The sequence below is a fragment of the Thermosynechococcus sp. M3746_W2019_013 genome, assembly GCF_015296045.1.
GTDB lineage: Bacteria > Cyanobacteriota > Cyanobacteriia > Thermosynechococcales > Thermosynechococcaceae > Thermosynechococcus.
Genome location: NZ_DVDW01000026.1, coordinates 25,985 through 40,097, shown reverse-complemented (window position 1 = coordinate 40,097; position 14,113 = coordinate 25,985). Strand labels below are relative to the sequence as shown.

9 protein-coding genes and 1 tRNA gene are annotated in these 14,113 nt (G+C 54.3%); 8 read left to right on the top strand and 2 right to left on the bottom strand.

Annotated features, from left to right (window positions below):
- Positions 1–93: 93 nt before the first annotated feature.
- From IGQ16_RS05030 to hmpF, 5 genes are all read left to right on the top strand, one after another.
- On the top strand, positions 94–3,513 hold the full coding sequence (locus IGQ16_RS05030; RefSeq protein ID WP_297060478.1) for a phycobilisome rod-core linker polypeptide: 3,420 nt from the start codon (positions 94–96) through the stop codon (positions 3,511–3,513).
- A gap of 237 nt (positions 3,514–3,750) precedes the next feature.
- Positions 3,751–4,506 (top strand): response regulator transcription factor RpaB, encoded by a 756-nt coding sequence (gene rpaB / locus IGQ16_RS05025; protein WP_071823306.1) that lies wholly within the window; start codon positions 3,751–3,753, stop codon positions 4,504–4,506.
- A gap of 22 nt (positions 4,507–4,528) precedes the next feature.
- Positions 4,529–5,329 carry a hypothetical protein gene (locus tag IGQ16_RS05020; protein ID WP_297060477.1) on the top strand — a complete coding sequence of 267 codons (801 nt, stop codon included), beginning with the start codon at positions 4,529–4,531 and terminating at the stop codon, positions 5,327–5,329.
- A 5-nt stretch (positions 5,330–5,334) separates the two neighbouring features.
- Positions 5,335–6,531, top strand: coding sequence for a homocysteine biosynthesis protein (locus IGQ16_RS05015; RefSeq protein ID WP_024125412.1), 1,197 nt, complete (start codon positions 5,335–5,337; stop codon positions 6,529–6,531).
- Between the two features lie 275 nt (positions 6,532–6,806).
- The gene (gene hmpF / locus IGQ16_RS05010) at positions 6,807–8,492 is read left to right on the top strand and encodes a pilus motility taxis protein HmpF (RefSeq protein WP_297060476.1); all 1,686 of its coding nucleotides are present in this window, start codon (positions 6,807–6,809) and stop codon (positions 8,490–8,492) included.
- Between the two features lie 3 nt (positions 8,493–8,495).
- On the opposite strand, the gene IGQ16_RS05005 is transcribed toward hmpF, so the two are convergent.
- Positions 8,496–9,548 carry a tetratricopeptide repeat protein gene (locus tag IGQ16_RS05005; RefSeq protein WP_024125414.1) on the bottom strand — a complete coding sequence of 351 codons (1,053 nt, stop codon included), beginning with the start codon at positions 9,546–9,548 and terminating at the stop codon, positions 8,496–8,498.
- Positions 9,549–9,751: 203 nt separating this feature from the next.
- Between IGQ16_RS05005 and IGQ16_RS05000 the strand changes: the two genes are divergently transcribed.
- A complete protein-coding gene (locus IGQ16_RS05000) occupies positions 9,752–11,746 on the top strand; it encodes an elongation factor G (protein WP_024125415.1) in 1,995 nt (664 codons plus the stop codon).
- Here IGQ16_RS05000 and IGQ16_RS04995 read toward each other — a convergent pair.
- Positions 11,743–12,591: a glycosyltransferase family A protein gene (locus tag IGQ16_RS04995; protein WP_041429196.1), complete on the bottom strand. Its 849-nt coding sequence runs from the start codon at positions 12,589–12,591 to the stop codon at positions 11,743–11,745. The two genes, IGQ16_RS05000 and IGQ16_RS04995, sit on opposite strands and share 4 nt — an antisense overlap.
- A gap of 100 nt (positions 12,592–12,691) precedes the next feature.
- Here IGQ16_RS04995 and IGQ16_RS04990 point away from each other — a divergent pair.
- Together IGQ16_RS04990 and IGQ16_RS04985 are read left to right on the top strand one after the other, a co-directional pair.
- Positions 12,692–12,764 (top strand) — tRNA-Glu (locus tag IGQ16_RS04990).
- A gap of 104 nt (positions 12,765–12,868) precedes the next feature.
- Positions 12,869–14,032, top strand: a complete 1,164-nt coding sequence (locus IGQ16_RS04985) for a pyridoxal phosphate-dependent aminotransferase (protein WP_297060475.1) — start codon at positions 12,869–12,871, stop codon at positions 14,030–14,032.
- The last annotated feature ends 81 nt before the right edge of the window (positions 14,033–14,113 follow it).

Here is a 14,113-nt window from a genome sequence, read left to right as displayed (position 1 = left end):
TATACATTTCTTAAAAAAATACCGAGCCACCCCCGAATCGTTCTAATCTAAGTTAGCGCGTTAACTAAAAGTAAAGGGAGCCTCTTAGTAACCATGGTTGTCAAAGCAAGTGGTGGAAGCTCGGTTGCCCGCCCGCAACTTTATCAAACAGTCCCCGTTTCAACGATTATCCAAGCCGAGCAGCAGGATCGCTTCCTGAATCGGGGTGAACTGGCTGAACTCGCTGTTTATCTGCGCTCCGGGGCAAAACGCCTTGAAATTGCCACCACCCTCACCCGCAACGCCGACATCATTGTTTCCCGTGCTGCCAACCGCATCTTTGTCGGTGGTTCCCCCATGGCCTTTCTCTCCCGTCCCCAAACTGAAGAAGCCCCCCAATTCACCACTGGGGCAAGGGGCGAAGCCATTGACATGAAAGAAGCCATGAAGCTGGGAACCGCAACCTATGTGGACACCCGTGGTGGGTTCCTAGAGGGATTGCGCTCCATCTTTAGTGCGTCCAGTGGCGGTGCGCCCGTGGGCTTCAAGCCGATCAACATTGCCCGCTATGGCCCAGCGCGCATGGAAAAATCCCTGCGGGACTTGGATTGGTTCCTGCGCTATACCACCTACGCCATTGTGGCCGGTGATCCCAACATTCTGGCGGTGAATACCCGCGGCTTGCGGGAAATCATTGAGGCTGCTTGCTCCAGTGATGCCACGATTGCTGCCCTGCAGGAAATGCGGCGGGCAGCTCTCAGCTATTTTGAAAAAGACGCCGAAGCCAAGGGCATTGTCGAAACCTACTTTGACGTTCTGATCAACGAATTTATTGCCCCCGCCCCCTCCGATAAGGTGCGGCAGCGCAACTCCACCGATCTACAAGGTCTGCAGCTGCCACAGATTTACTTCAATGCCGCCGAGCGTCGTCCCAAATTTGTGATGAAGCCAGGGCTATCCGCTGCCGAGAAGAACGAAGTAGTTAAGGCCGCCTATCGGCAAATCTTTGAGCGCGACATCTCCCGGGCCTACGGTTTGGGTATCTCCGACTTGGAATCGAAGGTGAAAAATGGCTCCATCTCCATGAAGGAGTTCATCCGCCAACTGGCCAAATCGCCTCTCTACCGCAAAAACTTCTACGAACCCTATATCAACAGCCGTGCCCTAGAACTCGCCTTCCGCCACATTTTGGGTCGTGGGCCCTCTAGCCGCGAGGAAGTGCAAACCTACTTTGCCATTATTTCCAAGGGGGGTCTCCCTGCCTTGGTGGATGCCCTTGTGGATTCCAAGGAATACAGCGACTACTTTGGCGAAGAAACGGTGCCCTATCTGCGGGGTCTGGGTCAAGAGGCCCAAGAGTGTCGCAACTGGGGTGCCCAACAGGATCTCTTCAAGTACAGTGCTCCCTTCCGCAAAGTTCCCCAATTCATCACTACCTTTGCTGCCCAAGATCAGCCCCTGCCAGATCAACACCCCTATGGGTCCGGCAACGATCCCCTGGAAATTCAGTTTGGCGCCATCTTCCCAAAAGAAAAGAAAAACCCCAGGACTCGCCCTCAACCCTTCAACAAAGACACCCGCCGCATTCTCATTGCGCGCGGGCCAGGGATCAACAATCAGGTGAGCAATCCAGCAGCCCGTGGTGTCACCCCCGGTACCCTAGGGCCAAAGGTCTTCAAGCTGGATCAGCTTCCCAGCATCAATGCCCGCATTGGCAAGCGCTCCATCGCCACGGGCGGCGACAGTGTCAAATTTGCTGAAAGTTCGACCCAGCGAGTGATTCGTGCCGCTTATCTCCAAGTTTTTGGCCGTGATGTCTATGAAGGGCAGCGCCAAAAAGTCGCTGAGATCAAACTGGAGAACGGTGAAATCTCTGTCCGTGAGTTTGTGCGGATTTTGGCCAAGTCAAACCTCTTCCGCAGCCTCTACTGGACACCACTGTACGTCACGAAGGCGATTGAATATATTCACCGTCGCCTCTTGGGTCGTCCCACCTATGGTCGCCAAGAGATGAATGCCTACTTTGACATTGCCTCGAAGAAAGGTCTCTATGGCTTGGTGGATGCCATCATTGACAGCCAAGAGTACAGCGAAGCCTTTGGTGAAGATACGGTTCCCTACGAGCGCTACATTACGCCCCAGGGTCTGGCTCTGCGATCGCTACGGGTGGGGACAATTGGCGAAACTGGCGTACCCCCTGAAAAAGAAGAAACACCTCGCTTTGTCGAACTAGGGGTGGTCACCGAACTGCGCACTGAGCCAGCGATTCAGTTCCGTGCCAATCAAGGGGTGAGCAAGCGCCGCGAGCAGACCAAGGTCTTCAAGCTCACGGATCTCAACGACAAGCAAAATCTGCAACTGGTGATTCAGGCGGCCTATCGTCAGGTTTTTGAGCGGGATGTTGCCCCCTACATTGTTCGCGATGAGTTTACCGCCCTTGAATCCAAGCTCAGCAACGGCGAGATCACCCTCAAGGAGTTCATCGAAGCCTTGGGTTGCTCTGAACTCTATCAGAAGGAGTTCTACACCCCTTACCCCAACACCAAAGTCATTGAACTGGGTACCAAACATTTCTTGGGGCGGGCACCCGTTGATCAAGCGGAAATTCGCCGCTACAACCAAATTCTTGCCACCCAGGGCTTAAAGGCCTTTGTCCAAGCCCTCGTCAGTAGTGCTGAATACGCTGAAGCCTTTGGTGAAGATACGGTGCCCTATCGTCGCTTCCCCACCTTGCCAGCGGCCAACTTCCCCAACACTGAGAAACTGCACAATCAACTCACGAAGCAAAGTGATGCGATTGTCGTGCCCAGCTTCGCGCCGGTCAAACCTCGCCTCGATAACACGAAGCTGCCGCTCCTTAGTCGGGCGATCGCCGAGCAAGAAGCTAAAGCCCGTCAAGCGGATCCCAGCAAGCCCCGCTTTATCGAATTGGGACGCTCCTTCCGCAATGGCGATGGTCAATCGGTGGAAGTGGGGGTCGGTACCACCCGTCGCCGTCCCGCTCGTATTTTCCGCATGACCGTGGGTGCCCCTAGTGCTGAAGTGGAGCTGGTCATCAATGCCATCTACTGCCAAGTGATGGATGTCTTTAGTGGCCAAGTGCCGAGCCAGTTCCGGCGCCCTGATCTGGAAAGCCGCCTGCGCAATGGTGAAATTACCGTCCGCGAGTTTGTGCGTACACTGGCCAGCTCGGAGATCTATCGCAACCGCTTCTACACCCCCTATCCCAACACCAAGGTGATTGAGTTCCTCTTCCGTCACCTCCTTGGTCGCGCCCCAGCCACCCAAGCGGAAATTCGCCAATACAACAAAATCTTGGCGGATCAAGGCCTCAAGGCTGCTGTCGAAACGATGGTAAATAGCCCTGAGTACAGCCGCTACTTTGGCGAAGATGTCGTGCCCTACAAACGCTTCCCGACGCTGCCAGCGGGCAACTACATTGGCAGTGTCAAAGCCGATGCCGACTTGGTGAAGCAATCCTGGTCGAGCCTCTCGCCCTCATTGGTGGGGATTCAGCCCAGTCATCGCGACTAGGGTACGCTGCCACTAACCACTTGTGAATCAATCCACTAGCGGATGCTCCTGTAGGGGTGTCCGCTTTTTTGCGCGACAAGACCACGTTAAAATATCTTAAAGATTTCCAATTCTGAAAAACCCGCAAAATCCCGTTCTGGTAAGGGTTGGCAGTCTTTCTATAACCAGTAAAAAAATGATAGAGTACAAAAAATTCACATTTTAATTTCTATCCATTGCTGTCCCCATTGAGTAGGAGTGTCCGTTACTTTGGAGACCCACAAAGAAAAGATACTCGTTGTTGACGATGAAGCGAGTATTCGTCGCATCTTAGAAACTCGGCTGTCAATGATTGGCTATACCGTCGTCACTGCTGCCGATGGCGAGGAAGCCCTGACCACCTTTCGGCAGGAGCAGCCAGATTTAGTGGTGCTTGATGTGATGATGCCGAAACTAGATGGCTATGGCGTCTGTCAAGAACTGCGCAAGGAATCGGATGTCCCGATTATTATGCTCACTGCCCTTGGCGATGTTGCTGATCGCATTACGGGGCTAGAACTGGGGGCCGATGATTATGTGGTCAAGCCCTTTTCCCCCAAGGAGTTGGAAGCCCGCATTCGCTCGGTACTGCGACGCATTGAGAAGACCAATACCTCTGGCATCCCTAGCTCCGGGGTGATTCAGGTGGGCAATATTCGCATTGACACCAATAAGCGGCAGGTCTACAAGGGGGATGAGCGCATTCGTCTCACGGGCATGGAATTTATGCTCTTGGAATTGCTGGTAGGACGCTCGGGCGAGCCTTTCTCCCGCGCAGAAATTCTGGAGCAAGTGTGGGGGTACACCCCCGAACGCCATGTGGATACACGGGTGGTGGATGTCCACATTTCCCGCTTGCGGGCTAAATTAGAGGAAGACCCCAGTAATCCAGAATTAATCTTGACCGCACGGGGCACAGGGTATCTCTTTCAGCGCATTACTGAACCGGGAGAAGCAAGCAACAAAAATCAATAGCTGCTTGGCTTGAGGGTGAGCCATGAATCAAAAACGCTGGCGCTGGTCAGAGGTGGTGGGTCTAGGTCTGATGGCTGTGGCTCTAGGCATTGTTGCCTTTATGCAGCAGGATGCCCTGCGTCAATTACAAGCTCAAACGGGCGAACAATTCACCGATGCCGAATATGAGCGCCAGAATGCTCAAACCATTACTCAAATGCAGCTTTTGGCAAAGTTACCTTCCTTTGGGTTTGACAATTTAGTTGCCGATTGGGCATTTTTGCAATTTCTGCAGTTTTTTGGGGATTCTGCTGCCCGCCAAGTCACGGGTTACGACGACGTACCTGCTTTCTTTGAGGTGATTATTGCCAAGGATCCCGGCTTTGCCCAAACCTATCCCTACCTCTCGACGGCAATTACGGTGTATGCAGGACAGCCACAAACCGCTGTGGCTTTGATGGATCGGGGGCTGGCTGCTATGGATCCCGCCTATCAACCAACGGCCTACTTGGCATGGGTGTTTCGGGCTATGGATGAATTGCTCTTTTTGGGCAACGGCCGAGCGGCAGCGGAGTCCTACGATCGCGCGGCGGCTTGGGCAGAACTGAATCCAGAGCCACAGGTACGTGCTGCAGCAGGGTATTATCGCTCGTTGGCACAAACCCTACGGCGAGATCCCGACAGTCGCATGGCCCAGATCAATGCCTGGATTTGGGCATTGGTCAATGCTGTCAGCGATCGCTCGCGACAAACAGCCATAGAAAATATTGAGCGCCTAGGGGGCAAAGTCTCACGGCTCCCCGATGGTACTTGGCAAATTCGCCATCCTGAAGATCTGCGGTAACCCCTGTGGAACGGACTATTGCCGAAATTAATGAAAAGATTACAGCAGGCAAAGCCACGGTTTGGACATTGGCAGAACTCAAAGCCCGTCTTGAAAGCCTGAGCATTGCCGAAGCAACCCGCCAAGTGGATGTGATTACGACGGGTACGTTTGAACCTATGGAGTCCTCCGGGGCGATCATTAACTTGGGACCGACAGATCCGCCCATTAAACTGCGGCAGTGCTGGCTTGATGGCATTCCCGCCTACAGTGGTTTTGGCGCTGTGGATCTGTACCTTGGGGCGGCCCAATCGCTGGATCCCAACTCTGAAGCAGGAGAAGCCGACAGTCTGCGGGAACGGGGGGGTGGCCATGTCATTGCCGATTTGATTGCGGGTAAAGCCATTCCCCTACGGGCGGTGGGCTGTGTTACGGATTGTTATCCCCGCGCCAGTTTAGAAACGGTGATTAGCAAAGACACCATCAACCAGTTCTATCTCTATAATCCCCGCAATCTGTATCAAAATTTTATTGTGGGTGTGAATGGGGGCGATCGCCCCCTCTATACCTATCTGGGTCCACTGCAACCGCAATTGGGGAATGCCGTTTATGCCTGTGGCGGTGCCCTCTCACCTCTGTTGAATGATCCCTACTTGCGATTGGTGGGGATTGGCACGCGCATTTTCCTCGGTGGTGGCATTGGTTATGTGGCCTGGGAAGGCACCCAACACTTTCCGTTGCAAAAACGCCTGGCCAACGACACCCCCATTGGTCCAGCCGCAACCCTTGCCCTCATTGGTGATGCCAAGCAAATGGATCCCTTTTGGGTGCGCGGTTGCTATTTCAAGCACTATGGGGCCTCTCTGATGCTGGGGGTGGGAGTTCCCCTGCCGGTGTTGGATCAAGAGGTCATTGCCCGCTGTGCCATTCGCGATGAGGACGTAGTGGCACCGATTATTGATTTTTCAATTCCTCGCCGGGTACGTCCCACCTTCGGCCTGGTCAACTATGCCCAACTCAAGTCCGGCAGCATCAAAATTGAAGGCAAAACCGTGCGCACTGCTCCCCTGACCAGCCTCTACTTGAGTCAACGCATTGCCGAAGTCCTCAAGGATTGGATTTACAGTGGTCGTTTTACCCTGACAGAACCCATTGCCCCTCTGCCGCGCGATCGCGCCTTTTTACCGCAACAACCTTGGATGCCCGCTGTCAGTGAGGATTAGTGAGGGTGGCAACCCTCCTTTCGCTATACTGACAAATAGGTCAACCGCCTTGGCCTTGGAATTCTGCAGTGCCTGACCTACGTGATTCAGACTACTGATAAACTCTTACGGATCGGTGTTTAATAAAATAAAGATATAGGGCTCTGGATTCCAGCGATCGCGGACAACCCAAAAGTTGCATCCTTCATCAGCTCAAATCCATCATACGTATTCTTACGGTTGTTGCATGTTCTAGTTGTGTGTCAGTCTCAGCATTAGGGTAGAGGTCAAAGGCTGTGCAGTATCTCGCCGAAGTGATTAAAAAAACGGGTTTTATGGGGACGAGATCCGAGTTGAAATTATTGATGCGTGAGCAGTCGGGCTACTGGCACCCTGTCCCCCAAAACGAAGAAACGATTCCCTTTGACAATAGTCGCGACTACGGCAATGGCGTGCTGGTCTTTGTGGAAATGGCCGCTAACCGCCAAATTCAAAACGTAGATGAAGCGGCTCGCCGCCTCACGGGTATTTTGCACGGCTTTACACGGATGCGGGAGCGTTTCCAAAGTCAAGAGGAAGAAATTGAAGGCTGGAAGCAATCCCTCTTATATCAGGCGGAAGCGCTTAATCAACGGGAACAGGAATTTGAGCAGCGCAAAGAAGAACTCCAGGAACTAGAGGCACAACTGGCTGGCGCTGAGGAGCAGCTGGCACAACTCAACAAACTACGGGAGGAATTGACCACAGAGGAAGAGCGGCTTCAAGCGGAACGCCAAGCCCTTGAAAATTTACGCCACCAAGTCCATCAAGAGCAGCAGCGCTGGGAACAACTCAGATCAAGCCACAGCAATGGCCTATCCCCAGAACAAATTCGCCAAGTGGACTCGATTTTGCAGCAGTTGGCAGAGACCCTCAGCAGTGGTGGGGGTTCCCAAATCGCCGAATGTTTCCAAATTTTAGACCAGCAGCAGGCCTTGCTGAGCCAATACTGGCAGCAACTGGAGCAACTAGAGCAGGAAGTGAGCCAGCGGCAAGCCACCCTAGAGCAGCAACTTCAAGCTTTCCATGCAAAGGAGGAGACCTGGCGCACCGCTCAAGAACAATTTTGGCAAGACAGTCGGGCGATCGCCCTACAGGAGGAACTCTGCCGCTACAAACAGTCCGTTCTTGAAAAAGAACGCCACCTCCTTGCTCAACAGGAGGAAATGATCCAGCAAATGCGCCAAGCCATGGTCAGTGATCTCACAGAGGCAGTGGATGTGAATGCCCTGATGAAAATGCCCATGGAGGAACTCGAAAAAGAAGTGGCCAACCGAGGCAATGACCTCAAGCGTGCTTCTGCCTTTGTCAACGATCAAGAAGAAGAGCTAAAAATGGCTCTGGAGTCCCTAGCAGAACTGGAGCAAAAAATTAAAGAAGCCAGTGACTTCGATCGCCTGCAACTGGCGGGGGAACTAGAGGATGAGCGCCAGCGCTGTAATCTGCTCAATCAGGCCCTTGAGGGACAACGGCAAAATATTCGTGAAAAAGAAGCGATCTACAAAATTTACAAGCAAGTGTTAGAGGCCCGCAAAGATCCGGCCTCGCAGCAGGGCATTAGCCTCATTCCCATTCTCAGTGAACTTGAACACCAGTTTCAGGACTACAGTGTGGCCGTCAATCAACTTGCAGAGGAATTGCAGCAGGCCTATACCGATCTCGAAAGTTTGCGCCACGACCTCGAAGAGCGCCGCAAGCTGCAACAGCAGCAAAAAGATCAACTGAGCCAAGAAGAACAGGCACTGATTGAAGAACAACGTTTACTCGCCGCCAAACGGGGGCAGGCAAATCTGCTGCGGGAAATTTTACAACCCGTTCAAGATCGTCTCAATCACCTGCGCCAAAGCTTAGAGGGACTCAACCAAAATATCCTCAATGGCCGCCCCAGTGCCCTCATTTCTGACTTGCAGCAGGTGGTTATGAATCTGGGGCAGGGGGCTTAGCCCCTAGTGCCGCTGCCGCATTGCATCTCGGACTTTGGTTTCCCCTGTGGGGTTATTTTGCTCACGGTACAGCTTCAAAGCTACTTGATAGGCACTGCGGGCCTCCTGCTGCCGCCCTTGGGCTGCCAAGGCTTTCCCCAAGCGGTAAAATCCCTCGGGATCCTTGGGGTTGATCTGCGTGGCTTGACGATAAATCGCCGCCGCTTCCAGGGGATTATTTTGCTGCATTAACAGCTCACCAAAACTGAAGTAAGTGGCGACCCGTTCGGGTTGCAGGGTAATCAGGCGGCGGTAGGCTTGAATCGCTCGCTCGGGTTGATTCGCTGCCGCAGCCAGTTCGGCCACCTGTTGTAGCAGATCTGCATCCCGCTGACCCAAGTTAGCGGCGCGGTCAATTGCCTGCCAGCCATTGCCAGGATCGCCGGCCGCAAGGAGTGCCATTCCTAAATTGAGTTGAATTGAGGCATTGCCGGGGGCAAGGGCTGCCGCCTGTTGCAGGCTACTGAGGGCTTCAGGAATATTGCGTTGTTGGAGCAGCAAAACCCCTAATCCCTTTTGAGCTGACCAATTGCGGGGAGCAAGACGGAGGGCGGCGCGGTAGGCTTGTATGGCGCCTTGGGGATCCCCCATGCGGGCGAGAATTACCGCCAGTCCTTCATAGGCTTGAGCATTACGGTTATTCAGGCGGATGGCTTGGCGGTAGGCGGCAGCAGCACCGTCGTTTTCCCCCATCATCCCCAGACTGTAGCCCAGGGCATAGTAAAAATCAGCGTTTTGTTGATCCAGCTCAATCGCGCGTTGGTAAGCACGGGCAGCCTCGGCAAATTGTCCCTGCTGGGCATAGATGTAGCCAATGGCAGAATGCAGGCGGGGATTACGGCTCTCACTCTGGAGCAGTTGCTGATAAATGGCCAAGGCTTGGGCATAGTTTCCTCCTTCCACTAGCCGCTGCCCTTCCTGCATCAGCCGGCTCACTTGGCTATTGGCGTGGACTGGCGATGCCATCCAAAGGCTAAGACTGGCAATACTAGCCCACAAAAGGGAATTGAAGCGCATTGTGAGTGAGTCCTCCTCGCAAACGTTAACCCCAACTTAATGGTTGTTTACAGCTCCCTTAAGAGATACTGCAAATTCCGCCAAGGGCGATCGCCAAGGGTTAAGAGATCTAGTTAAAGCAAACTAAGGGTCTATTCTGGACAATTTTGACCCCCATGGCAAATCAGGCCAATTAGTAAGGGAATTAGTAAGGTAGGTGTCCGATGGCGAGACGATGCAACATTGCCCTTGTGGGCAACTACAACAGTGGCAAAACGACCCTTGCAGAAAGTATTTTGCGCCTTACCCGCGCCACCAACGGGAAAGCCAGTAGTCTTCTGGATACCAGTCCTGAGGCGCGCGATCGCCAGATGGGCGTGGAACTGAATGTTGTCCATACCCAGTACGGGGAGCTAGACCTCACCCTTCTCGACTGTCCCGGCTCAGTGGAATTGCTCCAAGAAACCCTCAATGCCCTTGTGGGTGTGGACATGGCGATCGTGGTCTGTGAACCCCTGAGCGATCGCGCCTTTACCCTAACCCCCCTATTCAAGTTCCTCGATGACTGGCAAATTCCCCATATCCTTTTTGTCAACAAGATGGAGCGTGCCCATGATCCCTACATGGAGATTCTAGCCGCCTATCGCCAAGTGTCTAGCCGTCCCCTTGTGCCCCACCAGTACCCCATTTGGCAGGGGGATGACCTCTTGGGCTACATTGACTTGGTGACGGAGCAGGCCTATCACTACCATGCGGGGGCGGCGGCGGATTTAGTCCCCTTTCCTTCGGAATTACAAGCCGTCGAACAGGCGGCGCGGGCAGAGCTCCTAGAGGCGCTGGCCAACTACGATGATCACCTCCTCGAAGAACTCCTGGAGGATATTGCACCACCGGAAAGTGAAATCATGGCGGATTTGCGCTGGGAATTGGGAGCCGACTTAATTGTGCCCGTCTTTTTTGGCAGTGCCCAAACGGACGATGGTGTGCGCCCCCTATTGGCAGCCCTCGATCGCGAAGCACCCGATGCCACAGCAACCGCTGCCCATCGCCAGATCAACGGTGAGGAGCCTCTCGCCCAAGTGCTCAAGACGTTCTATGTACCCCAAGGAGGTGGCAAACTCTCCCTTGTGCGGGTCTGGCAGGGCACCTTGACCGATGGCATGAGCTTGAATGGGGTGCGCGTGGGGGGCATCTACCGTGCCCAGGGCACGCAATTAGAATCCTTGGGGCAAGCAACGGCGGGTGAGGTTGTCCTATTGGCACGGCTGGAGGGCATTCGTACAGGTGAGACCCTCAGTGGCAGTGGTCAGGTACCCCCTTTGCCCTGTGCACCACAACTGGAACCGGTCTATGCCCTGGCCATGACTCCCAGTAAACGGAGTGACGAGGTGAAGCTCACTGGCGCGCTGCAAAAACTCCTTGAGGAAGACCCGGCGCTGCATTGGGAACAGCATGGCGATACCCATGAAATGATTCTCTGGGGACAGGGTGAAATTCACTTGCAGATTGCCCTCGATCGCCTGCGTCGCAAATATAACCTACCGATGCAAACCCATCTACCCCAAGTCCCCTACAGGGAAACCATTCGCCGTAGTATCAAAAATAGCCATGGCCGCTATAAACATCAAACCGGTGGCCACGGCCAATTTGGGGATGTATACCTCGATATCGCTCCCCTAGAGCGCGGCAGCGGCTTCCAATTTAGTGAAACCATTGTCGGTGGCGTTGTTCCCAAGCAATATATCCCCGGTGTTGAGCAGGGGGTGCGCGAATTCCTGAACCAAGGCCCCTTGGGGTTTCCGATTGTGGATGTGGCTGTTACCCTCACCAATGGCTCTTACCACTCTGTGGATAGCTCTGAGCAAGCCTTTCGCCAAGCAGCCCGCCTTGCTATGCAAGCGGGAATTCCCCAGTGTGAACCGCAACTCCTAGAACCCATCATGGCGGTACAGGTGTGGATGCCCCAAGCCTTTACCGCTAAGGTGATGCAGGCTTTGACAGGGCGGCGCGGTCAGGTTTTGGGCTACAGCTGTAAGGAGGGTTGGCCCGGCTGGGAACAGATTGAGGCCTATTTACCGCAAGCGGAAATGCATGACTTTGTGGTGGAGTTGCGATCGCTGACCATGGGCACTGGTGGCTTCCATTGGCAATTTGACCATCTTCAGGAAGTACCGGAGAAACTGGCCGCGATGATTGTCCAGCGCCACAAAAACGCCTAGGCCACTCCTTGAGCCGCCTTGGCCTGCAATTCCTGAAGTCGTGTGGCCATAATCTCCTGAATCTGCGCCTCCCGCTGGCGATCGCCCTCATCAAGGTCATCGGCCACGGTGCCGGGAGCGGCTTGGAATTTCTTGAGTTGACGGTCAAAGAAACTATTGGGAAAGCGGCGATACTCAACGGTCCGCTGCTCGAGGCGGGCAGTGTGGCAAAACTGGTGCAACCAATAGGCATAGGCCACATCCTCAGCCCCATAGCGAAATTGGCGAAACACCTCATCCTCTGGAAAGCCGCCAATAAACTCATGGACTTCGCGGCGCACAGCCAGGTTCAGCACCAAGGTTTGCTCGAGGCTCTGGTGCCAGTAGGGATGCAGGCGATCGCGACAATAGACCCCCGTGCGCACCGCCCCAAAATAGGCCGGGGCATAGGGTGCCGGCAAGGGCTGATTCAACACCGATAGAGCTAAAAACAGGTGCTCAGGGCGGTACAAATCATCGGCATCACAGAAAAAAATCACCTCACCTTTGGCTAAGCGCACTCCAATGTTCCGCGCCGCCGCAATCCCAACATTCGTCGGTAGGCCCACCAATTGCAGAGGGACGGCATTTGGCCATCCTGCCATCGCCACATCGCAGGTGCGATCCGTTGAACCATCGCTAATCAGGATGAATTCCCCCTCAGTGGCGTAGGGGAAGTGCCGTTGGAGGTAGCGGCAACTGGCAGCAATGCTCTCAAGGGTTTCGCGAAAGATCGTTTCTCCCCGCTGGCTCACCACATTGTAGGCGGGCATCACAATCGAGAAGGAACGCAGGCCAGCAAGTTCCACAGCAAGTCCCTCAGTCACTCGCCCTGATCTTCTCCCTAGGAGGGGCTTCGATGCAAAAATTGCCCGAGGTGTTGACAAACGCTCAGGGTATTCGCTAGATTAACTAATGCTGAGTCTTGCCCCCATCGTCTAGTGGCCTAGGACACCTCCCTTTCACGGAGGCGACGGGGATTCGAATTCCCCTGGGGGTATCCCACACGGGCAACCTCACATGAACAAGACGAACGGTGGATATTTGATTCGCCGCTCTCCTGCCAAAGTGCCACAATACGGAAAGTAGTGCAGGAGACAAAGGATGGACTGGGCAACACGGGTGATGCGGGTCACGCCGTCGGTAACCTTGGCGATGGATGCAAAAGCCAAAGCAATGCGGGCGGCGGGCGAAGATGTCTGTAGCTTCAGTGCGGGCGAACCCGACTTTGACACCCCTGCCCACATTCGTGAGGCTGTGAAAACAGCTCTCGATCAAGGTAAAACTCGCTATGGTCCGGCGGCAGGGGAACCGGCTCTGCGGCAGGCGATCGCCACCAAGCTCAACAGGGACAACCACCTGCCCTATCGTGCGGAAAACATCCTCGTCACCAATGGCGGCAAGCAGGCCCTCTTTAACCTGATGCTGGCCCTGATCAACCCCGGTGATGAGGTGATTATTCCTGCCCCCTACTGGGTGAGTTATCCAGAAATGGTGCATCTAGCCAGTGGTACGCCAGTGATTGTGGCAACCACGCCGGAAACAGGTTATCGGATTACCCCTGCTCAACTGGAGGAGGCAATTACACCCAGGACGCGGCTTTTTGTCCTCAATTCCCCCAGTAACCCCACGGGCATGGTCTATACACCTGAGGAAATTCGTGAGCTGGCGGCAGTGGTTGTGCGGCATCAACTGTGGGTCGTTTCTGATGAAATTTATGAAAAAATTCTCTACGATGGTGCCCAACACCTGAGCATTGGCGCAGTCAGTGGGGCCGCCTTTGAGCGCACGATTGTTTGCAGTGGGTTTGCCAAGGCCTATGCCATGACCGGCTGGCGGGTGGGCTACCTAGCAGGGGCAACGGAGATTATTAAAGTGGCAACCAAAATTCAGAGCCACAGCACCTCAAATGTGTGTACATTTGCCCAGTATGGTGCCCTTGCGGCCCTAGAAGGCAGTCAAACCTGTGTGGCTGAGATGGTGGCGGCATTTCGCGAGCGCCGTGCCTATATGTATGCAGGGATTTGTGAGATTCCGCGGCTGCGCTGTCTTAAACCCAATGGAGCATTTTATTTGTTTGTGGATATTGGCGAAACAGGCATAGGGTCCGTGGAATTTTGCGATCGCCTGCTGGCGGAGGAAAAAGTGGCCGCCGTCCCCGGTAAAGCCTTTGGCATGGATGATCACATTCGCCTCTCCTACGCCACGGATCTAGCCACGATTGAAAAAGGCCTGACCCGACTAGCAAAATTTGTCCAGCGGCTCTAAGTCCACAACCGCCCCACCGCTAGCAGCAACCCCGGCAGCACCTCGCTGCAATCAACCCTCTCCGGCGAGTCTAAACCAACC

Excerpts from the sequence above, each read along its gene's own strand:
- IGQ16_RS05030 (WP_297060478.1), top strand. The coding sequence starts at position 94 with ATGGTTGTCAAAGCAAGTGGTGGAAGCTCGGTTGCCCGCCCGCAACTT.
- IGQ16_RS05020 (WP_297060477.1), top strand. The coding sequence starts at position 4,529 with ATGAATCAAAAACGCTGGCGCTGGTCAGAGGTGGTGGGTCTAGGTCTG.
- IGQ16_RS05005 (WP_024125414.1), bottom strand. The coding sequence starts at position 9,548 with ATGCGCTTCAATTCCCTTTTGTGGGCTAGTATTGCCAGTCTTAGCCTT.
- IGQ16_RS05000 (WP_024125415.1), top strand. The coding sequence starts at position 9,752 with ATGGCGAGACGATGCAACATTGCCCTTGTGGGCAACTACAACAGTGGC.
- IGQ16_RS04985 (WP_297060475.1), top strand. The coding sequence starts at position 12,869 with ATGGACTGGGCAACACGGGTGATGCGGGTCACGCCGTCGGTAACCTTG.